The following is a 22772-nucleotide window of genomic DNA, read 5'->3' on the forward strand; positions in this document are numbered from 1 at the left end:
CCCACTACCCGCCTGCGGGCAGATCGGTGCGCGGAGCGGACCCCAGATGTACGCCGACCCGCTTGACCAGCAGGGTCATCTCGTACGCGACCTGGCCGACGTCGGAGTCGGCGTCGGAGAGGACGGCGAGGCAGCTGCCGTCCCCGGCGGCGGTGACGAACAGGAACGCGTCGTCGAGCTCGACGACGGTCTGCCGGACACTGCCCGCCTCGAAGTGGCGGCCCACGCCCTTGGCGAGGCTGTGGAAGCCGGAGGCCACGGCCGCCAGGTGCTCGCTGTCCTCTCTGGTGAGGTCCTTGGAGACACCGGTGGGCAGGCCGTCGCCGGAGAGCACGACTGCCTTGCGGATGCTGGCCACCCGGTCCACCAGGTCGTCCAGGAGCCAGTTCAGCTCGCCCTTGTTCGTCGCCGTGCGGCCGGTCGCCATCGGATCGGTCATCGACCGTCCCCCTTAGTCGTTCCTTGTGCTGTGCTCTGCCGGGCCCCGTCGCCCGTGGCGTTCTCCGCCCGCCCGCGCTGCCAGCCGCGCTGGAGCGAGGCCATGCGGCTGCGGACCTCGTCGGCGTCACGCTCGACGGGTTCCGGCTCGCGCGGGGCGGGTCGTGCGGGGTCCTGTCGCAGTTGTGGGGCCAGGTTGGCCTGCCGTACCCGCCTGGGCAGCGGCCGGGTGCCGGATTCGGCCTCCGGGGGCGTGCTGTCGAGGGGCGGGACGGAGTCGTCGGGGCCGCTGCCGGTGGTGATCTCGGAGCGGCGGGCGCGCCGCGGCAGGGCGGCAGGCCCGGCGGGTTCGGCCGGGTACGCCGGGTGTTCCCCGGGCCGTTCGGCCGAGCTGGTGGCGCGGTGCCCGGCGGCGTCGGTGCGGCGGCGGGACGGCAGCGGGGTGAGTCCGCCCGGTTCGGGGCGGCCCGGGTCCGCCTGCTCCCGGTCGTCGGGCTCGGCGCGGCGGGAGCGCGGCTCGGTGACGGGCTTGCCGTGCGAGCTGATCAGCTTGGGCGCATGCCGTCTGGGCAGTGCCACGGGTCCACCGGGGCGTTCGTCGTGGAGGGCGTCCGCGGCCCCGGGCGCGCTCCGATGAGGCTCGCCCACGGCGGGCGCGGTGTCGTCGTCGGCCCGGGTGAGGGAGCGGCGGGGGTGGAACAGTCCGCCGCGTTCGCTGTCGTCGCCGGTGAGGGCGCCCGGGAAGCCGCCCAGTGCGTCCAGGTCGACCGGCGCCTCCAGCTCGACCGGCCCGTCGAGCGGCGCGGCCGGCGTTCCGGGCCGGTGCGCGGGGACCTGGCTCAGAGCGGCGGCCCGGCTCTTCTCGGGCTCGGCCTGCGGGGAGAGGTGGCCGCGGTCGAGGCGGAAGCCGATGCCGTTGGTGTCGGGGACATCGTCGGTGAGCAGCACGTCGGGAATGAAGACGACCGCGGTGGTGCCGCCGTAGGGCGACGGCTGGAGCGACACACGTACGTTCTGGCGCTGGGCGAGGCGGCTGACCACGAACAGTCCGAGCCGGTCGGTGTCGGAGAGCTCGAACTCGGGTGTCTCGGCAAGCCTCAGGTTGGCCTCGAGCAGCGCCTCGGCGGCCATGCCGAGACCCCTGTCGTGGATCTCCAGGGTGAAGCCGTTGGCGACACGTTCGCCGAGGACCTGCACGGCGGTGTGCGGCGGCGAGAACACCGTGGCGTTCTCCAGGAGTTCGGCCACGAGGTGGGTGAGGTCGGCGACGGCGGGGCCGGTGACGGCGACGCGCGGCAGCCGGCGCACCTCTATGCGCTCGTAGTCCTCGACCTCGGCGACGGCGGCGCGCACCACGTCCATCAGCTGGATGGGCCGGCGCCACTGGCGCGAGGGGGCGGCGCCGGAGAGGATCACCAGACCCTCGGCGTGGCGGCGCATCCGGGTGGTGAGGTGGTCGAGGCGGAAGAGGTCGGCGAGTTCGTCGGTGTCCTCGGTCCTGCGTTCCATGGTGTCGAGCAGGGTGAGCTGCTTGTGCAGCAGGACCTGGCTGCGGCGGGCGAGGTTGACGAAGACCTCGGAGACGCCGGAGCGCAGTTCGGCCTGCTTGACGGCGGCCTCCACGGCGGCGCGCTGGAGGGTGTTGACGGCCTGGCCGACCTCGCCGATCTCGTTCTTGTCGTACTCCAGGCGCGGGACCTCGGTCTCCACGTCGACCAGTTCCCCGGCGGACAGCCGGCGCATCACGCTCGGCAGCCGGACCCCGGAGGCCTCGTGCGCCTCTTGGCGCAGCAACCGCAGGTCACGGATGAGGGCGCGGCCGACCCGGACCGACATGATGAGCGAGAACAGCACGGCGACCAGTCCGAGGACTCCGACGACGGCCGCCTGGACGATCACGCTGACGGCGACGGGTCGGATGCGGTTCTGGTAGCCGTCGGCGACCTGGTCGTCGAGTGTGCCCAGTTCCTTCAGGACGCTGCCTGCGGCGGTGTCCCAGCTCTTCGCGGTGACGTCGTCGGGTGTCCCGGATCCCAGGGCGATGACGGACTGCTCCGCGGCCCGCAGCGGAGCGCTGGTGGCGTCCTTCCAGAAGCGGTCGAAGCGGTCGCGTTCCGAGGCCGGGAGCAGCGGCAGGCTGGTGTCGTAGAGGAGGGTGCGCTGGGCGACCAGGTCGGAGATCTCACGGGTCTCGTCACGTGAGATCTTCCCGACGACCAGGGACGAGCCGAGCAGGGCGTCCTCACGGGAGAGGAGTTCCCGGGCGAGGGTGAGGTTGTCGAGGGCGTGGCCCTGCTTCTCCATCTCGACGTCGTCCAGGCCGTCGAGACTGGTCAGCAGCGCGTAGCAGGGTTCGACGAGGCGGTTGTACAGGTCGAAGGCCTGGGAACGCCTGACGGTGCCTGCCTCCACGCTGCGACGCAGGGGGGCGAGGCCGTCGAAGGCGTCGAGCACGGCGGTGAGGCGTTCGCCGTCGTCCGCGTTCACGGCGTCGCGGACGTCGCCCTTCTGCGCGTTCGCGCGGAGCCTGGCGACGGCATCGTCGGTGGCGGTGCGGGTGCGGCGCAGTGCGGCGAGCGCGTCGGCGGCACGCGGGTCGGCGAGATAGACGAGGGTCTGCCGGCGTTCCTGCTGGAGGACCTGAATGGTGTCGTCGGTGGGGTAGCCGATGTCCTCGACGACGTCCGACACCTGGAACAGCCGGCTGACTTCACGCCCGGTGAGCACGGCAGTGAAGCCCCAGACGGCTGTCAGGGACACCAGCGGCACGAGAAGCAGCGCCACGATCTTCCGGCGGATCGACTTCCCGCGAAAGCGCATGGCCTCCCCCAGCTTGACCCCCGCGGGGCGGGGGTACAGATGTGCGTCAACAAACGGCGCGAGCCTACTACCGCCACATGGATAACTCGAAGAACTGTCCGGGCGGTGAACTTCCGCATCGGGGCAGGGACATGGCGGACAGACAGGAACGGACAGGAGGAGTTGTCCGGGCATTGCGGGAGATTGCCACCGCGATCGCGCCGACTTCGCGCGAGTACGGCGGGAACGGCACGAAGGATCAGTTGGCCGGAATTTTTCGCTGGTCGGGAATCATCGGGCGAGTTCGTTCGTCCTTGTTGGTGGGCAATGGGTGCGGAATCGGCCACAGGAGCCGTATCCCGTATCCCGGCGGCGTAAAACAACGTAAGCCGGGCAGCCACTGGGGAGCCGGGGTCGTCGGACTCCGGTGCGATGGTCTGCCGGCGGTGGGGAGTGACACGTTGATGGGGACGGCTCAGCGGCGATTGGCGCCCGAGGACGGTGCGGTCACGCGCTCGACGGCGCAACAGCACGCGCGGTACCGGCCGTTGTGGGTCGAGGAACCCGCCAAGCGGTACCGGATGCCGGACCCGGTGCGCACCGCGGGGGTCCGGGCGCTGATCATCATCTCGGTGACGCTGATCCTGGCCATGGTGGCGTTCTTCTGCACGATGGCGGAGTCCTGGCTGGCGTTCCCGATGGTGATCAGCAGCGTGGTGAGCACAGTGGTGGCCACCTGGAGCGTCGTGGACGTCTGGGTGACCCGCCAGGTGTGGAACCAGCGCAACGGCGTGGTCTCCGAGCCGAGCAGCACGGCGCGGGCACTGCGGCGCGAGCGGCGCGCGGCCCGGCGGCAGGAGCGTGCCGCCGGGCGCGAACAGAAGCGGATACGTCGGCGCGGCGGCCAGGCCGGGCAGCTGTCCCACCCCTGAGGACACCCGCGTAAGGCCACCGTGCCCACCGGTGGACCAGGGAGCCCTCAGGCCGACGGCTTCTTGAACATCCGGGTGGCCGTGATCTCGCTGTGCACGGCCTCACCGGCCTGCGGCTGCTGCGGCAGCCCGGGCCGGAGATGTTCCTCCACGCTGATGTACTTCAGACCGGCCCGCAGGTCGGCGTCGTTGCGCAAGCGGATGACCAGCGGGAACTCGGCCAGCGCGGTGGTGTCGAACAACCCGGTCGTGTAGAGCAGTTGCACGCCCAAGGCGTCCGACACCGCTCGCTGGAGCTCCAGCAGGTAGGTGGCGTTGGCACGGCCGATGGGGTTGTCGAGGAAGAGCGTCCCGGCGTGCCGGTGCTTGTCCCGCCCCCGGTCGTTGGACCGCAGGGCGGCCATCGTGCAGTACAGGGCGATCGCGGCGGTCAGCAGCTGCCCGCCGGAGAACACGTCGCCCATCTGACCCACCGGCACCCGCTCCGCGCGCAGCACCGCGTCCGGCTTGAGGATCTCCACGGCGATGCCCTTCGGCTGCAGCGCCGCCGCGACGCCCCGCAGCAGCAGCGACATTCCGTCCCGGCGCAGATCGGAGTTCTTCTTCACGGCGGCTCTGGTCGCCTCGTCGATGACCTCGCCGAGGCGTTCGGTGAGGGTGGCCTGGTCGGGTTCCTCGAAACGGATGCGCAGGAACTCCTGCCCGGACCACTCACCGAGCCCCTCGGGCAGCCGGGACAGCCGCTGCGCGGACCGCAGGGTGGCCAGCGCGGACTCCACCAGCCCGCGCAGCCGGTCCACGATCGAGTCCCGGTTCCGTTCCAGCTGGGCCAGTTCGTCGGTCAGGACCCGCAGCCGCGGAGCGAAGGCGTCGGCCCACTTCTGGGCGTGCTCGGGCAGCGCGGCGGCGGGCAGCTCGCGGATCTGCTGCCGGGCGGGGGTGCGTACGGCCTCGTAGCGGGTGGAGTTGGCGTGCCGTACGAGCACATCGCTCGCCTCGCGTACGGCGGCCTCGGCGGCGGACAGGTCACCGGCGCAGCCGCGCAGCGACCTGCGGGCCTCGGCGGCGGACTGCCGGGCCTCCTCCGGGCTGCCGGGGTAGGGCTCCGGCTCCGCCTGCTCCTCCTCGGCGGTGTGTTCGCGCAGCAGGTCACGGAGCATGGCCGCGAGTTCGTCGAAGCCGCTCGCCGCGTCCTCGGCCGCTCGGTGGGCCGCCAGCAGTTCGGCGTGGGCCTCCCTCGCCTGGGCCAGCGCCTCGGTGCGGGAGGCCAGTTCGGCGGCGGCGGTGCGCAGCAGCGCCTGTGCGTGCTCGGCGTCGCGCGGCTGGAACTCCTCGGGGAGTTCGGTGTGGACCCCGCCGTCCTGCGGGGCGTGCCGTTCGGCCTCGCCGCGCAGCCGTCCGAGCTGCTCGCTGGCGGTGGACATCCGGGTCTCCAGGAGCTGTACCAGTTCCTCAGCGCGGGCGGCGGCGGCCTGCCGGGAGGGGCCGTCGGAGCCGTCCGGCGACTGGAGCAACTGCTCCGCGCGGGTACGGACCTTGTTGCTCAGGCGGTTCAGCTCGGCGAGGGCGGCGCTGTCGTCGCTTTCCGCGCGGGCCTGCTCGGCACGCAGATCGGCGCCGACGCCGACCTTCTCGTACACCTGGGAAGCGGTCCGGTAGGCCTCGCGCAGGGCGGGCAGTGAGGACTTCGGGGCGTCCTCGTCCACATCGGGTACGTCGTCGGGGGCACCGGCGATCTCGGAGCGCTCGGCACGCAGGGCTCGGGCGGTGCGGCGGGCGTCGTCCGCGGCACGCTGGGCGCCGCGCCGGTCCTCGTCGGCGGCGCGGGCGCGCTCCAGACAGGACTGGGCGCGGGCCTCCGACTCGGCCGCCTCGTCGGCGAGTTCGCGGAGCTTGACCTGCCAGCCGGCCCGCTCGCGCAGCCGGAACGCGAGCCCGGCCAGGGCGTCGGCGGCGCGCCGGGCCTTCTGTGCGGCCTCCTGCCGCTCGTCGCGTACCTGTGCGGCCTCGGCGGCGGCCTCCTCGGCCTCGGCCCGCACGGTCCGCGCCTCGGCCAGCTCTGCCTCGGCCTCCTCGGCGAACACGCGCGCCTCCTGGGCGGCCTGGGCCAGCTCCACGAGCCGTCCGGCGGGGCAGCCGGTGCGCCAGGAGGCGAGCCTGGCGGCCAGTTCGCGGTCCTTTCCGAGCCGCGCGGCGAGGGTGCGGATCTCCTCGTCCCGCTCGGTCGCCCGGGCCCGCAGCGCCTGCCGTTCCTCGTCGGCGGCGTGCTCGTCGTGCATGGCCGGGTTCGGCGGTACGAGGAACACGTCGCCCGGGGTGGCGTCGGCGGGCGGGGTCGGTGCGAGCAGGGCGGCGGCCGTGCCGACGGCGACGGCGGAGCGCGGCAGCAGGGCCGCGTCGCTCAGCGCCTCGCGGGCCCGGGCGTGTGTGTCGGGGTCGGTGATGACGACGCCGTCGACGAGTTCGGGGCGGGCGGCCAGCACGCGCGCGTGGTCTGCGGGGTCGACGGCCTGCGCGAGATAGCGCCAGCCGGGCAGCGCCGGGATGCCGTGTTCGCCGAGGAACTCGACGGTGGCCAGCACGTCCGGTCCGGGCGGCAGCAGACCGCCGTCACCCAGGGCGCCGAGGATCCGGGAGTCGTCGGCGGCCGCCGTGCGCAGTTCGAACAGGTGGCGTTCGGCGGAGCCGACGGCGTCGTCGAGCAGTTCGCGCAACTCGTCGGCGAACCGGTCGAGTTCCTCGGGGCTGAGCGTGTCTTCGCCGCCCGCGTGCCGGGGCCGCGGGATGACCGTACGGGAACCGGTGAGGCCCAGCAGTTCGGCGAGCCGGTCCTCCGCGGCAAGGCTCTCGGCCAGCCGCTTCTCGGCGTCGTACGTCCGCTCCGCCGCGGTCGCCGCGTCCGCCGCGCGGGCCGCCGTGAGTTCGGCACGGGACTCGGCGGCGGCTGCCTCGCGGGCGTGCTCGCTCGTCTTGCGGGAGGCCTCGCGGGCGGTGTCCCAGGCGGTGACGGCCGTCTTCTCGGCGTCGCTCGCGGCGAGCGCGGCCCGGGCCGGGTCGGCGTCCGGGGCACTGTCGTCGAGCCAGCCCGCGCGGACCGCCTCGGCCGTCTCCTGCTCGACCTCGCCGAGGCGCTGGCGCAGATGCCCGACCTCGCTGCGGGCTCGCTGGGCCTCGGTGGCGGCGGCGGTGGAGTCGCGGTACGCGGCGTCGCCGACCTCCTGGAGGGCGGCGGACCGCTCCTCCTCCTCGTTGGCGAGGTGCTCGGCGCTCTCGGCGGCGGCGTGCAGGGCGCGTACGAGATCCACGGCGGCCCTGGCGCGGGCGGCGAGGGCGGGGGCCGCGTCGCGCTCGGCTTCCTGGATGGCGGCGGCCACGCGCGCGACACGGTCGGCGGCGGCGCGGTGGCGCAGGACGGCCTCGGCGGCCTGCCAGGCGGAGTGCAGGGTGCGCGCCTCGGCCAGTTCGCGCTTCTGCGCGGCGGCGGACTTCTCACCGACGGCCAGCGCCAGCGAGGCGTGCCGGTAGGCGAGTTCGGCGGCGATCAGCGCGCTGCGCTCGCGGGCGTCCTCGGAGTGGGTGACCGCGTGGGCGGCTGCCGTGACCTGCTGGGCGAGGTCGCCGGCACGGGCCCGCTCCTCGACGCCTCGCGCGGACAGGCGCCGCGCCAGCGTGCGGGTACGGCGCTCGGCGCCGGCGTGGATGTCGCGCGCCCGTGAGCGTGCCTCGGCGGCCTCCACGATCCGCCCGAGCAGGTCCACCGAGCCGGCGGTGAAGTCCCGCTCGGCGATCAGTTCGGCGCGCCGCCCCAGCTTGTTGCCGAAGCCGCCCACCAGGTCGGCCAGTCCGTCGGTGTCCCGGGTGTCGGTGACGGCGCGCAGCAGCAGGTCGGTGAAGTCGGAGTCCTTCTTCACCGCGAACAGGCCGGCTGCCTCGCCCTCGTCGGCATTCATCTCCCGCTGGTAACGGAAGAGTTCGGGGTCCAGGCCGAGGTCGCCGAGGTGCTCGATCCAGCGGTCGTGGATCTCCTCCCAGTGCACTTCCAGGTGCGGGTACACCTTGCTCGCCTCGGAGATGGCGTCCCGGAACCCCTTCATGGTGCGACGCCGTCCCTGCGCCCCGGAGGCGCCCTCCACGGGCGGCCGTACGGCGGTGGACTCGGCGACGGGCAGGCTGTCGAGCGAGAGACCCGGACCGGGGCGGAACGAGTACCAGGCCTCCGCGAACTTCCGCGGGTCGTTCGAGACCTGCCTCCCGCGCCACTCGCTCACCTTGCCGACGACCACGCACTCACCGGTGAGCGTGTGCTGCCACTCCAGGGCGACGTGCCCGCAGTCGTCGGCGAGCAGGAACTTGCGCAGCACACCCGAGCTGGCGCCGCCGAGGGTGTTCCGGTGCCCCGGCAGCATCACCGAGAAGATCAGTTTGAGCAGCACCGACTTGCCGCCGCCGTTCTCCAGGAAGAGCACGCCGGCGGGCGCGGGCCGACGCGGCGGCCCGACCGGCTCCTCCTCGAAGAACTCCGCCTGGGTGGGGGCGGGGTCGGGCACCGGCTCGCCGACGCCCCGCAGGTCCAGCACCGTGTCGGCGTAGCGCGCACCGGCCGGCCCGATGGAGTAGAGGCGGACCCGGGACAGCTCGTACATGGCGGACTCTCGTAATACGTGGGAAAGGGGTAAAGGGGTACGGAGGGCTCAGGAGTGGAACGGCAGCCCGGCGTCGGCGACCAGGTCCAGGTCCTCGGTGTGCTCGGCGGGCATCAGGCTGGCCGTGCCGTCGGTGACCGGGACGACCCCCAGTTCGAGCAGCTCGGCCATGGCGGCGCTGCCTGCCATGTCCCGTACCTGGAGCTGGTAGCGGGCCGTCGTGCGGTAGGTGCCGCCCTGGTCGTCACCCGTGCGCTGGAGGAAGCCGGAGTCGGTGAGGAAGGCGACCGCCTTGCCGATGATGCCGGTGGTGGAACCGGCGAGCCTGCGGGCGTCCTTGGTGGCGCCGGTCGCGCTGCGCCTGGCCCAGATCCGCCAGGCGGCCTCCAGGCCGGGCGCGTCGGTGGCCGGGTCGGTGTTCTCCCCCAGTTCCTCCGCCCGCTCCTCCAGGCGACGGCAGGCCTGCCGGACGAAGGCGTCGACACCGTTGACCGTGATCCGCCCGATGTAGCCGTCGTCGGCCAGGTCCTCGGGGCGGGGGAACGCCAGCGCGGCGACGGCGAGATGGGCGAGCCCGTGCAGGAACCGGTCGCCGCCGTCCGCGGAGGTGCGACGTGCGTAGTCGCCCATGCGAACCGCGAACACCGAGTCCTCCGCGGCGGTCACCGCCATCCCCGCGCGGGGTGACACCTCGAGGACCACGAGCCCGAGACCGGCGGCCACGGCATCCGCGAGCCGCGCGAACGCGGGGTCCTCCCGGTGGCGCCGCAGCAGCTCCGTGTACTCCTGGTCTCGCGCGGGCTGCAGCTTGGGCTGCAGCCCGAAGGCGACGAGCCGCGCGGCATCGGCGGCGTCGGCCGGCGTGACGGCAGCGGGCGCCGCCCCGGCAGACACCTCGGCCTCGACGTACTCGCTCACAACGACAACTCCTCGAACTCAGGGACAGGCAGAAGTTCACGGGTCTCACACCCGACACACGGCATCAGGCGGCCTCGGTCCGGTCCGCCGCCATCCCCGCCGCGTCGAGCAGAGCGGTGCCCACGATCAGATCCGCCCCGCCGAACTCGGGATCGTCCAGCTCTGTCCCGTCGTCCACGGCGAACAGCAGCTTCTCCTCCCCCTGCCGGTACGCCGTACCGACCGCAGGGCTGGCCGCGTGCACCGCCAGCAGGGCCACCAGATAGGGCAGCTCGGGATCGGTGCGGCGGGCCTCGGCAAGCAGCCCCGACAACCGCCGCGGCGCGTCGGCCGGCAGGTCCAGCAGTTCCGTCGCGGCCGCCAGCTGCGCCTCGCTGAACCGGCTGTCGTCCGGCGTGGCGATCAGGTCCGGCTCGGGCATCTCCGCACCGAGGTGCTCCCGCTCGACGGGCGGCGTCAGCAGTATGTCGACGAGGTCGCCCACCCGCACCGAGACCGGTGTCCGCAGGCCGGTCCCGCGCGCGAAGAAGGCCCCGGTGACCCGGCTCGCCTGTTCCAGCGGCAACGGCAGCACCGGCGCCAGGAGATGACCGTAGAGGTCTGTCCCGGACGTCGTCATGGGCGTGGCGAACGCCTGCCGGTCCTGCTCCGCGCGGAACAGCGGGCCGGCCTCCAGCAGTCGCGACTGCAACTGGGTGTGCCGTCGGATGCAGTCCTTGACGATGTCGACGAGTTCGGCGGCGCGGCGCTTGTTCTCGGTGTCCTCGGTCTCGTCACGGGCCTTGCGGATGTTGGTGAGGATCGCGTTCTCGTGCCGGTACCGGTCGGCGACGTGGTCCAGCGCCTCGGCGATCATGTCGGGCACGGCGTTGAGCCAGTCCACCGCGCGGACGTTGCGACGGGTGGCCTCCAGGGCGCGGCGCAGGCTCTCCGAGTACTGCACGGTCCGGTAGCGGGCCTGCTCGGCGGCGAGCTGGGCGTCGGCCAGCCGGCCGCGGTTGATCAGCACCTCCAGTTTGACCTCGGCGGCGATCTGGGCGCTGGTGACGTCCGTGTCGAGGGCGCCGACCAGGACGTTGACCGCTTCGTCGGTCGTGCGGAGGTAGACCGTGCCGCCCGGGCCCGGCACCTCCTCGATCAGCTTGAAGTCGTAGTCCCGGCGGACGTACGAGCCGTCGGGCGCGAAGGTGCCGTACACCGCGCGGAAGCCGCGGTCGACGCTGCCGACGTTGATCAGGTTCTCCAGGACCCAGCGGGCCACCCGCTCGTGCTCGGCGGCGGGACGGTGCGGGGTCTGGGCGGAGATGCGCGGGATGAGCCGGGCGACGATCTGCTCGTGGTCGGCGCCGGTGTCGAAGTCCATGTTCAGCGTGACCAGGTCGATGGCGGAGAGGGCCACCTCGGCCATGCCGTACACCGAGTACTCGCCGGCCAGGTTCGCCTTGCGGGCGTCGAGGTCGTGCAGCGGCGCGGTGCAGGCGAGCGCGCGCAGCCGCCGCGCCAGCCCCTCGTCGGCGGCCGGGCCCGGCGCCGGGCGCGGCCCCGCGCTGAGCTGGGGCGGAACGCTGTCCGTCGGTGCAGGCGAAGTCACGGTGCACAGACTAGGTCCTTGGTCTGACAACGGCCCAAACGACGCGGGAGGGCTCCGCCGGTGGGACCGGATACTGCAGGCCGGCTCCCGGAGTGCGACTCGAAGGGGGTTGGTCGCGCATCTTGTGGGGCGCCGGACTCACGGGGCGCTGTCGACTCGGCGGCGGTAGACGTCCACCACTCGTTCCAGGGAGTCCGTGAGGTACGTCTCCAGCAGGCGTTCCGCGCCGCGCCGGTCACCGGTTCGAAGGGCCTGGAGGATCTCCTGGTTCCGGGCCAGGTACGGCTCGTGCAGGGCGTGCGGGTCGTCCACCACGTGGAAGGCGAGGCGGAGTTCGGCGAAGACGCTGCGCATCAGTTCGTCGGTGCGTTCGCTGCGGGCCAGGGCGACGAGTTCGCGGTGGAAGTGGATATTGGCCGTACCCACTGCTTTCCAGTCATCTCCGGCCGCCGCCGAATGCCCCTCGGCGACCGCCGCCGCCAGTGCGTCCAGGGCGTACGGCGGCTCGCCGAGGCCGCGGACCACGGCGCACTCGACGAGGGCGCGGGTGCGGTAGATGTCCTCGACGTCCTCGACGGTCAGGACCCGGACGAAGACGCCCCGGTTGAGTTCGTGGACGAGCAGGCGTTCGTGGGTGAGCAGCCGGAACGCCTCGCGCAGGGTGTTGCGGGAGACGCCGAGCGCGCCGCCGATGCCGTCTTCCGACAGGCGGGTGCCCGGCGGGAAGTAGCCGTCGGCGATCCGGCTCCTGAGGATGTCGGAGACCCGTTCGGCGGTGCTGGTCCGCCCGAGGAGGGCACGGTCGTCGGCCAGTCCCGTCAGCTGCTCTGTCATGCCCGAATTCAACCGCAGTCCCAAGGGCGAGACAACGTAGCTATTGAAGGATCGTTGAACGATCCTCTACGGTGCTCCTCACGCTCCCTCGCTCCATCACGCTCCCTCACCATCCTCATGGAACGGCTCAGCACCGCTCGGTCCCCGCACCCTCCGTCCCTCATCTGCGAGGTGCCCATGAGCACGACTCCGCCACCGCAAGCCGTGACCTCCGACACGCACCCGGCCAGAGGTGAACGCCCCGCCGAGGGCGGCGCGTTCGGCTGGCTGCCCGCCCTCGGTCCCCGCGGACGACGCGCGTTCGCCGGCGCTTTCGGCGGCTATGCCCTGGATTCGTACGATTACTTCACCCTGCCACTGAGCATGGTCGCGCTCGCGGCCCACTTCGGTCTGGACAGCGGCCAGACCGGCCTGTTCACCACGGTCACCCTGGTCGTCTCCGCGCTCGGCGGCGCCGCGGCAGGCGTGTTCGCGGACCGGGTCGGCCGGGTCCGGGCCCTGATGATCACGGTGATCACCTACGCGGTCTTCACGGTGGCCTGCGGCTTCGCTCCCGACTACGAGACCCTTCTGGTGTTCCGCGCCCTGCAGGGCCTCGGTTTCGGCGGCGAGTGGGCGGTCGGCGCGATCCTGGTCGCCGAGTACGCGAGCGCCCGGCACCGGGGCCGCACCCTGGGCGCGGTGCAGAGCGCATGGGCCGTCGGCTGGGCCCTCGCGGCGATCGTCTACACGCTGGTCTTCTCGTTCGTCGGCGACGACCTGGCCTGGCGGGTGATGTTCTGGACCGGGGCACTGCCCGCGCTGCTCGTGGTGTGGCTGCGGCGCCGGGTGCACGACGCCCCGCAGGCGACGGCCGCGCGTGAACAGAGCGCGGCACGCGGCTCGTTCACGGCGATCTTCCGACCGGGTACGGCCGAGGCCCCGGGGCTGCTGCGCACCACCGTCTTCGCGGGCCTGCTGTCGACGGGCGTCCAGGGCGGCTACTACACGCTGGCGACCTGGATCCCGACCTATCTGAAGTCCGAGCGCGGGCTGTCGGTCGTCGGCACCGGCGGCTATCTGGCCTTCCTGATCTCCGGGGCCTTCCTCGGCTACCTGACCGGCGGTCATCTCACCGACCGGCTGGGCCGACGGCGCAACATCTGGCTTTTCGCGCTGCTCTCGGCGGTCTGTGTGCTGGCGTACGCGCACATCCCCGGCAGCGCCGACACGCTGCTGCTGGTGCTCGGTTTCCCGCTCGGCTTCTGCATGTCGGCGATCTTCAGCGGCTTCGGCTCGTACCTGAGCGAGCTGTACCCGACGGCGGTCCGCGGCACCGGGCAGGGCTTCACGTACAACGCGGGACGCGCGGTCGGCGCGGTCTTCCCGACCCTGGTGGGCTTCCTGGCCGACAGCTGGGGCGTCGGCGGCGCGCTGGTCTTCGGCGCGGCCGGTTACGCACTCGCCGCCCTGGCACTGCTCGGACTGCCGGAGACGCGCGGAAAGGAACTGGCGTGAACCGCACGGAACCCGTCCTCTCGACGGAGGACCGCCCTGTCGTCCTGGCCGACGGGCACGCGCACGCGTGGCGCCCGGAAACCGCCCGGGCCCGCTTCCGGGCCGGCCTCACGGGCGCCACGGCCGGGGTCGCGGCCGGTCACACGCAGGCCAATCTGATCTCGGTACCCGCCGACTGGGCCTACGAGATGCTGCTGTTCTGCCAGCGCAACCCCAAGCCCTGCCCGGTGCTCGACGTCACCGACGCCGGTGCCACCGGCACGGTGCTCGCGCAGGGCGCGGACCTGCGCACCGACCTGCCGCGCTACCGGGTGTGGCGGGACGGGGAGTTGGTGGACGAGCCGACGGACGTGCAGGCCTACTGGCGGGACGACCTGGTGTCGTTCCTGCTCGGCTGCAGCTTCACGTTCGAGTGGGCGCTGGCCGCGGCCGGAGTGCCGATCCGGCACGTCGAGCAGGGCCGGAACGTGCCCATGTACGTGACGAGCCGCCCGTGCCGCCCGGCGGGGCGGCTGCGCGGGCCGATGGTGGTGTCGATGCGCCCGGTACCGCCGCAGCACCTGTCGGCCGCGATCCGGGAGAGCAGTCTGCTCCCGGCGGTGCACGGCTCCCCCGTACACTGCGGCGATCCCTCGGCGCTCGGCATCGACGACCTCGGTCGGCCCGACTTCGGCGACCCGGTGGACGCCGAAGCGGACGACATCCCGGTGTTCTGGGCCTGCGGGGTGACCCCGCAGGCGGCGGTAATGGCCTCGCGGCCGCCGTTCGCCATCACCCACGCGCCGGGCCAGATGTTCATCAGCGACGCCCGCGACGAGCAGTTCCGTGTGGCCTGACAGGAAAGACAGCGGATCCATGACCTCGATCGATCTGAACGCCGACCTCGGCGAGGGTTTCGGCCGCTGGCGGCTCACCGACGACGAACAGCTGCTGTCCGTCGTCACCAGCGCCAACGTGGCCTGCGGTTTCCACGCCGGGGACGCGGCCACCATGCGGCGGGTGTGCGAGCTGGCGGCCGGGCGCGGGGTGACGATCGGCGCCCAGGTGTCCTACCGGGACCTGGCGGGGTTCGGGCGGCGCGCGATGGACGTGCCGCCCGCGGAGCTGGCCGCCGAAGTGGCCTACCAGATCGGCGCCCTCGAGGTCTTCGCCCGCGCCGCGGGCTCGCGTGTGGCCTATGTGAAACCGCACGGCGCGCTCTACAACCGGGTGGTGCACGACGAGGAGCAGGCCGCCGCGGTGGTCGACGGGGTGCTCCTCGCGGACGGCTCGCTGCCCGTGCTCGGGCTGCCCGGTTCGCGGTTGCTGGCGCTGGCGGCGAAGGCGGGGCTGCCGGCTGTCACGGAGGCGTTCGCGGACCGTGCGTACACCGACGAGGGCACGCTCGTCCCGCGCGGGCGGGAGGGGGCGGTGGTGAGCGACGCGGAGGCGGTCGTGGAGCGCTCGGTGGAACTCGCGCGCTCCGGCGCGGTCACCGCGCATTCCGGCGCGCGCATCACCGTACGCGCCCGCTCGCTCTGTCTGCACGGCGACACCCCGGGCGCCGTGGAGCTGGCGCGCAGGGTGCGCGCACGGCTCTCGGACGTGGGCGTGACCGTGGCGGCGTTCGCGTGAGCACAGGAACGGAGACCGGCACCGGAGCCGGCACCACCATGCCCATGACCACCCACCTCGTGGGCGACGACGCCCTGCTCATCGAGGTCGGCTCCGGCGCGGAAGTGCAGTCCCTGCACGCCGAGTTGGTGCGCCGCCGGGCGGAGGGCTCGCTTACGGTCCGCGAGATCGTGCCGGCCGCCCGCACCGTCCTGCTCGACGGCGTCGACGACCCCGCCCGCCGGGCCGCCGAGCTGACCACCGCCGGGTTCCCCCGCACTACCCCACGCGCGCGTGCCGCGATCGAACTCCCCGTGCGGTACGACGGCCCGGACCTCGCCGACGTCGCCGCGCACTGGCGGGTGACCGAACGGGAGGTGGCCCGTATCCACGCGGGCACCGAGTTCACGGTCGCCTTCTGCGGCTTCGCGCCCGGCTTCGGCTACCTGACCGGACTCCCGGCCCGCTACGACGTGCCGCGCCGGGCCACCCCGCGCACTGCCGTTCCGACGGGGGCGGTGGCGCTGGCCGGGCCGTACACCGGCGTGTACCCGCGCTCCTCGCCGGGCGGTTGGCAGCTGATCGGGACGACGGAGGCGGTGCTGTGGGACCACGCGCGCGTGCCGGCCGCGCTGCTGGCGCCGGGGACACGGGTCCGGTTCGTGCCGGTGGGGGACGTATGACCGACCGTGCGCTCGTCGTCGTACGGGCCGGGGCGCTGACCACCGTGCAGGACCGGGGGCGGCCCGGGTACGCACATCTCGGGGTGCCCCGTTCCGGTGCCCTGGACGCGCCCGCCGCCGCCCTCGCCAACCGCCTGGTCGGCAACTCCGCCGAGGCTGCCGTCCTGGAGACCACCCTCGACGGCTGTGCCCTGCGGGCGCGTTCCCCGGTGGTGGTGGCGGTCACGGGCGCGCCGTGCCCGGTCGCGGTGGGCGGGCGCCCGGCCGCATGGGGCGCGCCCGTCCTGGTGCCGGCCGGCGAGCTCCTGGAGGTGGGGGCCGCTCTGTCCGGGGTGCGCAGCTATGTGGCCGTCGCCGGGGGGATCGCCGTCGATCCGGTGCTGGGCAGCCGGGCCACGGATCTGCTCTCCGGGCTCGGACCCGCGCCGCTGACCGGCGGCACCGTGCTGCCGCTGGGCACTCCGGCGGGCCCGCACGCGCGCGTGGACGTCGCGCCGCAGCCGTCCCCGCCGGCGGAGCTGGTGCTGCGGGTGATGCCCGGGCCGCGCGCCGACTGGTTCACGCCCGAGGCCTTCGGGGTGTTCACCTCGCGCGCGTACCGGGTGTCGTCGGCGAGCAACCGCATCGGGCTGCGCACGGAGGGGCCGGCCCTGGAGCGGGCCCGTCCCGGTGAGCTTCCGAGCGAGGGGATGGTGCTCGGTGCCGTCCAGGTCCCGCCGGACGGCCGCCCGGTGGTGTTCCTGGCCGACCATCCGACCACCGGCGGCTATCCGGTGATCGCGGTGGTCCGCGCCGCCGACCTCCCGGCAGTGGCCCAGGCGGTGCCGGGCACCCCCCTGCGCTTCGTGACCGTACGCCGCCGCTGAGACCCCGTCCGGGCTCCCCGTCACGCGGCGTCGGCCGGGCGCTCCGGTGGCTGGAGGGCGGCCAGCGCGGCGGAGACCGCGGCCGACGCGCTCAGGTCCAGGCGGGCGCTGGTGCCCTTGCGACGGTGCCGCATCTCGTCGACGGCCAGCCGCAGCAGCTGGGGCAGCAGGTCGCGGCAGCGCCTGATCACCCAGGCGGTACCGGCGGTGGCCAGCCAGAGCAGGCTCGCCTTCCTGGTCGGCGCCGGGAACTCGGGCTCGGACGACGGAGCCGTCCCGGTCGCCTTGCCCAACGGGGCGAGCAGGGCGTGGAAGCGGACGGCGAGCTGCCGGTGTCCGCGCTCGCCGGGGTGCAGCCGGTCCGCGCTCCACATCGCGCGGTCGGCGAGCCAGGCGCCCTCCGCCGCGTGCAGGTGGACGGCGCCGTACCGTTCGGACAGCGCGTGCACCACCGTGTTGACCGCGCGCTGCCGGCGGGCCAGCGGGCGGGCCAGGGCGCCCGGCAGCCCGAGCATCGAACCGGGGTCGGGCAGGCACGCCGTGAGCAGGGTCGCGCCCGACGCGGTGAAGGCGGCGTAGACCTTGTCCAGCCGTTCGGCCACCGCGTGGATGTCGAAGGTGCAGCGCAGGGTGTCGTTGACGCCTATGACGACCGCGACGATGTCGGGGCGCAGTTCCAGTGCGGCAGGGGTCTGGCGTTCCAGCACGTCCCGGGTCTGCGCCCCGCTGACCGCGAGGTTGGTGAAGTCCACGTCCCGCGCGGCGAGTCCGCCGGCCAGCAGCGCGGCCCAGCCGCGCCACCCGTCGCCTGCGGGGTCGCCCACGCCCTCGGTCAGCGAGTCGCCGAGCGCCACGAACCGTACGGTTCTCATGCCACGCCCTCCGGCACGACACGACGCGCCGGTGCCGTCGCCGCGTTCCCGTCCCGGCGGCACGTCAGCGGCGCGTCGTGCGCGTCGAGGAACGCCTCCACGGCCGTTCGCCAGCCGAAGCACTCCGCACGCGCGCGTGCGGTTTCCCGGCGTTCGGCGGCGGACCGCTCCAGGACCGTCTCCACGGCGTCGGCGAACGCCTCCCCGCGGTCGGCCGCGGTGGCTCCCGCGGATCCGATCACCTCGGGCAGCGCGGAGGACGCGCTGGCGACCACCGGCGTCCCGCAGGCCATGGCCTCCAGGGCGGCGAGCCCGAAGGTCTCCGCGGGCCCCGGCGCCAGGCAGACGTCCGCGGACGCCTGCAGTGCCCCCAGGGTGCTCCGGTCGGAGACGTGCCCCAGGAAGGTGACCGGCAGCCTGCGCTCCCGCGCCCGCTGTTCGAGGCGCTCGCGCAACGGCCCGTCACCGGCGACGATCAGAACCACCCGCCGCCCGCGCCGCACCATCGCGTCCACGGCGTCGAGGGCGGTGCCCGGCCGCTTCTCCACGGACAGCCGCGAGCACATCACCAGCAGCGTCTCGTCCTCGCGCGCGTACCGGGCCCGCAGGTCGAGGTCGCGCAGCGAGGGGTGGCGGCTCACCAGGTCGACGCCCAGCGGTGCGCGGACGACGTTGCGGGCGCCGATGCGGACGAACTCGCGTTCGGCGAACTCGGTGGTGCACACCACGCGCGCGTAGGTGTGCGCCGTACGGACGTTGAGCGCGTCGGCGGTGCGGCGGGACATGTTCTCGGACATGCCCCAGGTGCGCAGGACACCGTCGGCGGTCTCGTGGGAGACCATCACGGCCGGGATCCGGGCGCGCCGGGCCCAGCGGCCGGTCCAGCGCAGGGTGGTGCGGTCGGACACCTCCAGGCGGTCGGGCGCGAGGTGTTCCAGCAGGGTCTGCACCCGCCGCTTGTCGACCAGGACGCGGTAGCCGCCGGTGCCGGGCAGCAGCGGGCCGGGCAGGGTGATGACCCGGCCCTGCTCCTCGTCCCGGTCCGAGTAGCGCTCGCCGGGCACGATCAGGACGGATTCGTGACCTGCCGCGACGAAGCCCTTCCCGAGTTCGCGCAGGGCGGTGCGCAGCCCCCCGGAGGAGGGGGCGACGAAGTTCGCCAGCCGGACGATGCGCAGCGGCGCCGGCAGGACGGACGGGGAGGCGCTCATGCCGCCACCACCGGCCGGCGTGCCGCGAGCACGTCCTCGTAGTGGCCGATCAGCTGGTCGCCGACCGCGGCCCAGGTGCGGCCCTCGACGGTGGCCCGCGCGGCGGCGCCGAACGCGGTCCGCAGGCCGGCGTCGGCGACGAGGGAGGCGACGGCCTCCCGTACGGCCCCGGCGTCGCGCGGCGGGACCAGGAACCCGGTGCGGCCGTGGTCGACCAGGTCGATCGGACCGCCGGCGGCGGGGGCCACGACCGGGACACCGCTCGCCATGGCCTCCTGCACGGTCTGGCAGAAGGTCTCGAAGGGGCCGGTGTGGGCGAAGACGTCGAACGAGGCGAAGATCCGGGCGAGGTCCTCACCGGTACGGCGGCCGAGGAAGACCGCGCCGGGCAGCGCCTCGGTGAGGTGGGCCTGGCTGGGCCCGTCGCCGACGATCACGACCTTGACGCCCTCCAGGCCGCAGACCCCGGCGAGGAGTTCGATCTGCTTCTCGGGGGCGAGCCGGCCCACGTAGCCGACGATGACCTCGCCGTTCGGGGCGATCTCACGGCGCAGCGACTCGTCGCGGAACTCGGGGCGGAAGCGGACGGTGTCCACGCCGCGCTGCCACAGCCGGACCCGGGGGACGCCATGCGTCTCCAGGTCGCCGATCGAGGCGGTGGACGGGGCGAGGGTGCGGTCGGCGGCACCGTGGACGGACCGGATCCGCCGCCAGGCGGCCGCCTCGCCGGCGCCCACGTAGGTACGTGCGTATCCGGCCAGGTCGGTCTGGTAGACGGCGACGGCGGGGATGCCGAGCCGTGCGGCGGCGGCCATGCCGCGGACGCCGAGGATGAAGGGGCTGGCGAGGTGCACCACGTCGGGGCGGTGCCCGATCAGCGCGGCCGCGAGTCTGCGGCTGGGGAGAGCCACTCGGACCTGGGGATAGCCCGGGAGCGGGAGGGAGGGGACGTGGACGACGGGGCACGGCGCGGCGGCCGCGGCGAGCTTGTGTCCGGGAGCGGGAGCGGGGGCGACGACGAGGGGAGCGTGACCGCGATCGACGAGGTGTCGGGCGGTCTGGAGCGCGCAGTGGGCCACGCCGTTCACATCGGGGGGAAAGGATTCGGTCACGATGACGACACGCATACCGGTGTTGTCGCCGTGCTGGACGTGGCCGCGTCAAAGTGGATCTTTCCGGATGTTAAACGTCCCATGAGCGTTGCTCTGCACACCCGAGCGGGTCAGCCGGTGTCCATATCCGGCTGATCTGCCGGTCATCGCCCGTTCATCCGGCGGGCGGTCGTCCGCGCCCGCGACGTGCGTTCCCCGCGGTACCGCCGCGTTCCCCGTGGATCCCGTGGTGCCGCCGTGTCCCCCGTGGTGTCGTGTCACACGGCGGGTGCGTCCGGTCCGATGCGGCTGCGTACGGCCGTCTGGACCTCGGCCTCCTCGGCGGGGTCGGCGGCGAGCCGGCGGAGTCGTTCGACGACCCGGGCGTCACCGGTCTCGGCGTGCCGGGCGGCGATCTCGCGAGTGGTCTCCTCGCAGTCCCACAGGCATTCGACGGCGAAGCCGGTGGCGAAGGAGGGGTCGGTGGCGGCCAGGGCGCGGGCGGTGCGGCCACGCAGGTGTGACGAGGCGGTCTCGCGGTAGACGTGGCGCAGGACGGGTGCGGCGCAGGCGATGCCGAGCCGTCCGGTGCCGTCTACGAGCGTCCAGAGGGTCGGTGCGTCGGGACCTTCGCCGCGCACGGCCTCCCGGAGCGCCGCGAGGACCAGTTCGCTGTCCTGGGCGCCGCCCCGGCAGGCGAGCATCCGGCCGGCGGCCGCACCGAGGGCGTCGGGGCGGCGGGCCCAGCCGCGGGCGCGGCCGACGGCGGCGATGCTGCGCATGCGTTCGAAGGCGTCGACGGCGGCCTCCACCACGGTGGCCGTGCCGTCGGTCACCGCGGCCTCGATCAGGTTCAGCGCGGCGGGGTCGTTGCTGTCGGCGAGGTAGCGCAACGCGGTGCAGCGGGCTCCGTCGGTGCCGTCCTCGGCGGCCCGGAGGATCTCCGGCCGGTCCTCGGGCCCGGCGACGGCGACCAGACACCGGGCGGCGGGCACATGGAGCGCCGCGCCCCGCTCGATGCCCTGCTGGGCCCACTCGAAGACCGCCTGCACGCTCCACCCCGGACGGGGCCCGGTAGGTCGCATCTGGCGTTGCCAGCGATCGAAGCAGCCGGTCTCCTGCGCGGCACGCACGCGCGCGGCGATCGACTCGCGGGGATCCTCGGCCCACAGCCGCCAGGGCCGTGGCTCGAAGGCGTCCCGTACGGCGACGGCCAGCTCGGCCTCGCCCTCGGCGTCGGCGGCGAAACGGGCGAGCACCGGGGCGGCGAGGGCGCGCAGGCCCGCGTCGTCGTCCCGCAGGGCCAGCTCGTCCAGGGCCCAGGCCCAGTTGGCGCCGCACGCCGCGTACCTGCGCAGCAGTTCGAGGGCGTCCCTCCTGCCATAGGAGGCGAGGTGCCCGAGCACGGCCAGCGCGAGGCCGGTGCGGGACTCCTCGGGATCGAGAACGTCCTCGGGATCGAAGAGGTGTGCCTCGATGGCGTCCAGCTCGCCGTTCAGGTCGAGGTAGAGCCGGGCGTAGTAGAGGGAGCGGTTCTCCACCTGCCAGTCGTGGCGGGGGTCGCTCAGCACACAGTGGTTCAGAGCCGCGAGCGCCTCGGCGCGCGGGGCGGTGAGCGCGTGCAGCGTGCCGTCGCCTCGGCCCCGCTGGAGCAGGCCGAGCAGCGTACCGCTGGGCGCTATGACCGGATCGAACATGGGAAACAGCCTCACATCAAGCGTCGACGCAACCGGAGAACACGCACTACCTGGCCGTGCGACACAACGTCGGGGCGCCCGCCGTCTCTTGCTTGCTGTAGACCATTTCTCTCTGCCTCTCGTCAGTGGCCCGCGCGGGCCGATCACGGCCCGCGCGGTGCGGCAACACCTGCCCAGCCATCGCGTCCGTGAATCACGACGTCATGATGACTCGGCACTTCGACCTGCCGCGACCGAAATTTCGGCGGCCCTGTACCGCCTCCCCCGTTTTGTGTGTTTTAACTGGTCAGAACAGATGGGTCAGTGGGTACCGAACAGTTCCAGAAGGTCCGCCTTGCCGAACATGCGCGCGGTGTCGACGGCCGACGGAGTGCCGGCCGCCGGGTCCGCGCCCGCTTTCAGGAGCACTCTGATCACTTCCGTCTCACCTTTGAATACCGCTCCGGCGAGTGGTGTCTGACCTCGGTCGTTGACCCGGTCCGCCTCGGCGCCCCGGGCGAGCAGCTCACGTACCGCCTCGGCGTGCCCGTGGTATGCGGCGAGCATCACGAGGGAGTCGCCGCGGTCGTTGGTGAGGTTGGCCGGAACGCCCGCGTCGAGGTACGCCACCAGCGCCTCGGTCCCGCCCTGCCGGGCCAGATCGAAGATCTTGGTCGCCAGCTCCACGACCTCGGGGTCGGGGGCTTCGCTCATCACCGGGACCGCCTCTCCTGGGTGCTGCCGTACGAGTGAGTCGCCAGCGTACTGGTTCGGGGCGGGCGGGCAATCCGGTCAGCTCCGGTCGAGAGTGATCCACCAGCCGAGTGAAATATACCGAGATTCACTCAATTGCACCTTTAATCGTATGGATACCTTCTGTGATGCTGGAAGAACTCATGGTGACTGTCCCCCCTCGACACCAGGAGATCTCAATGATCCTCTCCATCTCAGGCGTCATCGTGCTCGGCATCATCGTCTTCCTCTTCTTCCGCAAGGACGGGCTGAAGCCTTCGCACGCCACGGTCTCGGCGCTCTTCGGCTTCTACCTCGCCAGCACGGCCATCGCGCCGAGCATCAAGGCCGGCGGCGAGAGCCTGGCGAGCCTGCTCGGCGGCATCAAGTTCTGAC

At 73.3% G+C, this 22772-nt stretch carries 19 protein-coding genes; 8 read left to right on the top strand and 11 right to left on the bottom strand.

What is annotated here, in order from left to right; genetic code table 11:
• Positions 1–4: 4 nt before the first annotated feature.
• Both ABZ646_RS01730 and ABZ646_RS01735 read right to left on the bottom strand, forming a co-directional pair.
• Positions 5–439, bottom strand: coding sequence for a roadblock/LC7 domain-containing protein (locus tag ABZ646_RS01730; protein WP_132894220.1), 435 nt, complete (start codon positions 437–439; stop codon positions 5–7).
• The gene (locus tag ABZ646_RS01735; protein ID WP_360511857.1) at positions 436–3258 is read right to left on the bottom strand and encodes a nitrate- and nitrite sensing domain-containing protein; all 2823 of its coding nucleotides are present in this window, start codon (positions 3256–3258) and stop codon (positions 436–438) included. Before ABZ646_RS01735 ends, ABZ646_RS01730 begins: the two co-directional genes overlap by 4 nt.
• Before the next feature lie 443 nt (positions 3259–3701).
• On the opposite strand from ABZ646_RS01735, the gene ABZ646_RS01740 reads away from it, so the two are divergent.
• Positions 3702–4169 (top strand): hypothetical protein, encoded by a 468-nt coding sequence (locus ABZ646_RS01740; RefSeq protein WP_360511859.1) that lies wholly within the window; start codon positions 3702–3704, stop codon positions 4167–4169.
• Positions 4170–4216: 47 nt separating this feature from the next.
• Here ABZ646_RS01740 and ABZ646_RS01745 read toward each other — a convergent pair whose 3' ends face one another.
• From ABZ646_RS01745 to ABZ646_RS01760, 4 genes are all read right to left on the bottom strand, one after another.
• On the bottom strand, positions 4217–8812 hold the full coding sequence (locus tag ABZ646_RS01745) for a hypothetical protein (RefSeq protein ID WP_360511861.1): 4596 nt from the start codon (positions 8810–8812) through the stop codon (positions 4217–4219).
• A gap of 48 nt (positions 8813–8860) precedes the next feature.
• Positions 8861–9730: a hypothetical protein gene (locus ABZ646_RS01750; RefSeq protein WP_360511863.1), complete on the bottom strand. Its 870-nt coding sequence runs from the start codon at positions 9728–9730 to the stop codon at positions 8861–8863.
• Between the two features lie 64 nt (positions 9731–9794).
• Positions 9795–11321: a hypothetical protein gene (locus tag ABZ646_RS01755; RefSeq protein WP_360511866.1), complete on the bottom strand. Its 1527-nt coding sequence runs from the start codon at positions 11319–11321 to the stop codon at positions 9795–9797.
• A 138-nt stretch (positions 11322–11459) separates the two neighbouring features.
• Complete coding sequence (locus ABZ646_RS01760; RefSeq protein WP_360511869.1) at positions 11460–12155, bottom strand: GntR family transcriptional regulator; 696 nt, start codon at positions 12153–12155, stop codon at positions 11460–11462.
• 177 nt (positions 12156–12332) lie between these two features.
• Here ABZ646_RS01760 and ABZ646_RS01765 point away from each other — a divergent pair, with 177 nt between their 5' ends.
• From ABZ646_RS01765 to ABZ646_RS01785, 5 genes are read left to right on the top strand one after another with little or no spacing between them, the layout of a single operon-like run.
• The gene (locus ABZ646_RS01765; RefSeq protein ID WP_360511871.1) at positions 12333–13652 is read left to right on the top strand and encodes an MFS transporter; all 1320 of its coding nucleotides are present in this window, start codon (positions 12333–12335) and stop codon (positions 13650–13652) included.
• Positions 13649–14488 carry a putative hydro-lyase gene (locus ABZ646_RS01770; protein ID WP_360511873.1) on the top strand — a complete coding sequence of 280 codons (840 nt, stop codon included), beginning with the start codon at positions 13649–13651 and terminating at the stop codon, positions 14486–14488. The genes ABZ646_RS01765 and ABZ646_RS01770 overlap by 4 nt, the downstream gene beginning before the upstream one ends.
• 19 nt (positions 14489–14507) lie before the next feature.
• Entirely contained in the window at positions 14508–15266 is a 759-nt protein-coding gene (locus tag ABZ646_RS01775) for a 5-oxoprolinase subunit PxpA (protein ID WP_360511875.1), read from the top strand.
• A gap of 44 nt (positions 15267–15310) precedes the next feature.
• Positions 15311–15928: an allophanate hydrolase subunit 1 gene (locus ABZ646_RS01780; RefSeq protein ID WP_360511901.1), complete on the top strand. Its 618-nt coding sequence runs from the start codon at positions 15311–15313 to the stop codon at positions 15926–15928.
• A complete protein-coding gene (locus ABZ646_RS01785) occupies positions 15925–16794 on the top strand; it encodes a biotin-dependent carboxyltransferase family protein (protein ID WP_360511877.1) in 870 nt (289 codons plus the stop codon). Before ABZ646_RS01780 ends, ABZ646_RS01785 begins: the two co-directional genes overlap by 4 nt.
• 20 nt (positions 16795–16814) lie before the next feature.
• On the opposite strand, the gene ABZ646_RS01790 is transcribed toward ABZ646_RS01785, so the two are convergent.
• The 3 genes from ABZ646_RS01790 to ABZ646_RS01800 are packed head-to-tail and all read right to left on the bottom strand — an operon-like array spanning position 16815 to position 20004.
• A complete protein-coding gene (locus ABZ646_RS01790) occupies positions 16815–17666 on the bottom strand; it encodes an SGNH/GDSL hydrolase family protein (protein ID WP_360511879.1) in 852 nt (283 codons plus the stop codon).
• On the bottom strand, positions 17663–18877 hold the full coding sequence (locus tag ABZ646_RS01795; protein WP_360511881.1) for a glycosyltransferase: 1215 nt from the start codon (positions 18875–18877) through the stop codon (positions 17663–17665). Before ABZ646_RS01795 ends, ABZ646_RS01790 begins: the two co-directional genes overlap by 4 nt.
• A complete protein-coding gene (locus tag ABZ646_RS01800; protein ID WP_360511883.1) occupies positions 18874–20004 on the bottom strand; it encodes a glycosyltransferase family 1 protein in 1131 nt (376 codons plus the stop codon). The genes ABZ646_RS01795 and ABZ646_RS01800 overlap by 4 nt, the downstream gene beginning before the upstream one ends.
• On the opposite strand from ABZ646_RS01800, the gene ABZ646_RS01805 reads away from it, so the two are divergent.
• Positions 19906–20124 (top strand): hypothetical protein, encoded by a 219-nt coding sequence (locus tag ABZ646_RS01805; protein WP_360511903.1) that lies wholly within the window; start codon positions 19906–19908, stop codon positions 20122–20124. The genes ABZ646_RS01800 and ABZ646_RS01805 overlap by 99 nt on opposite strands.
• Before the next feature lie 122 nt (positions 20125–20246).
• Here the strand turns inward: ABZ646_RS01805 and ABZ646_RS01810 are convergent, their stop codons facing one another.
• Both ABZ646_RS01810 and ABZ646_RS01815 read right to left on the bottom strand, forming a co-directional pair.
• On the bottom strand, positions 20247–21665 hold the full coding sequence (locus ABZ646_RS01810) for a HEAT repeat domain-containing protein (RefSeq protein WP_360511885.1): 1419 nt from the start codon (positions 21663–21665) through the stop codon (positions 20247–20249).
• Between the two features lie 300 nt (positions 21666–21965).
• Complete coding sequence (locus ABZ646_RS01815) at positions 21966–22358, bottom strand: ankyrin repeat domain-containing protein (protein WP_360511887.1); 393 nt, start codon at positions 22356–22358, stop codon at positions 21966–21968.
• Between the two features lie 218 nt (positions 22359–22576).
• On the opposite strand from ABZ646_RS01815, the gene ABZ646_RS01820 reads away from it, so the two are divergent.
• Positions 22577–22771: a hypothetical protein gene (locus ABZ646_RS01820; RefSeq protein ID WP_046731976.1), complete on the top strand. Its 195-nt coding sequence runs from the start codon at positions 22577–22579 to the stop codon at positions 22769–22771.
• Position 22772 lies beyond the last annotated feature (1 nt).

The organism is Streptomyces sp. NPDC007162 (assembly GCF_040634175.1).
Classification (GTDB): domain Bacteria; phylum Actinomycetota; class Actinomycetes; order Streptomycetales; family Streptomycetaceae; genus Streptomyces.

Excerpts from the sequence above, each read along its gene's own strand:
- ABZ646_RS01735 (WP_360511857.1), bottom strand. The coding sequence starts at position 3,258 with ATGCGCTTTCGCGGGAAGTCGATCCGCCGGAAGATCGTGGCGCTGCTT.
- ABZ646_RS01780 (WP_360511901.1), top strand. The coding sequence starts at position 15,311 with ATGACCACCCACCTCGTGGGCGACGACGCCCTGCTCATCGAGGTCGGC.
- ABZ646_RS01785 (WP_360511877.1), top strand. The coding sequence starts at position 15,925 with ATGACCGACCGTGCGCTCGTCGTCGTACGGGCCGGGGCGCTGACCACC.
- ABZ646_RS01765 (WP_360511871.1), top strand. The coding sequence starts at position 12,333 with ATGAGCACGACTCCGCCACCGCAAGCCGTGACCTCCGACACGCACCCG.
- ABZ646_RS01815 (WP_360511887.1), bottom strand. The coding sequence starts at position 22,358 with ATGAGCGAAGCCCCCGACCCCGAGGTCGTGGAGCTGGCGACCAAGATC.
- ABZ646_RS01810 (WP_360511885.1), bottom strand. The coding sequence starts at position 21,665 with ATGTTCGATCCGGTCATAGCGCCCAGCGGTACGCTGCTCGGCCTGCTC.
- ABZ646_RS01775 (WP_360511875.1), top strand. The coding sequence starts at position 14,508 with ATGACCTCGATCGATCTGAACGCCGACCTCGGCGAGGGTTTCGGCCGC.
- ABZ646_RS01820 (WP_046731976.1), top strand. The coding sequence starts at position 22,577 with ATGATCCTCTCCATCTCAGGCGTCATCGTGCTCGGCATCATCGTCTTC.
- ABZ646_RS01790 (WP_360511879.1), bottom strand. The coding sequence starts at position 17,666 with ATGAGAACCGTACGGTTCGTGGCGCTCGGCGACTCGCTGACCGAGGGC.
- ABZ646_RS01760 (WP_360511869.1), bottom strand. The coding sequence starts at position 12,155 with ATGACAGAGCAGCTGACGGGACTGGCCGACGACCGTGCCCTCCTCGGG.
- ABZ646_RS01730 (WP_132894220.1), bottom strand. The coding sequence starts at position 439 with ATGACCGATCCGATGGCGACCGGCCGCACGGCGACGAACAAGGGCGAG.
- ABZ646_RS01745 (WP_360511861.1), bottom strand. The coding sequence starts at position 8,812 with ATGTACGAGCTGTCCCGGGTCCGCCTCTACTCCATCGGGCCGGCCGGT.
- ABZ646_RS01740 (WP_360511859.1), top strand. The coding sequence starts at position 3,702 with ATGGGGACGGCTCAGCGGCGATTGGCGCCCGAGGACGGTGCGGTCACG.
- ABZ646_RS01795 (WP_360511881.1), bottom strand. The coding sequence starts at position 18,877 with ATGAGCGCCTCCCCGTCCGTCCTGCCGGCGCCGCTGCGCATCGTCCGG.
- ABZ646_RS01800 (WP_360511883.1), bottom strand. The coding sequence starts at position 20,004 with ATGCGTGTCGTCATCGTGACCGAATCCTTTCCCCCCGATGTGAACGGC.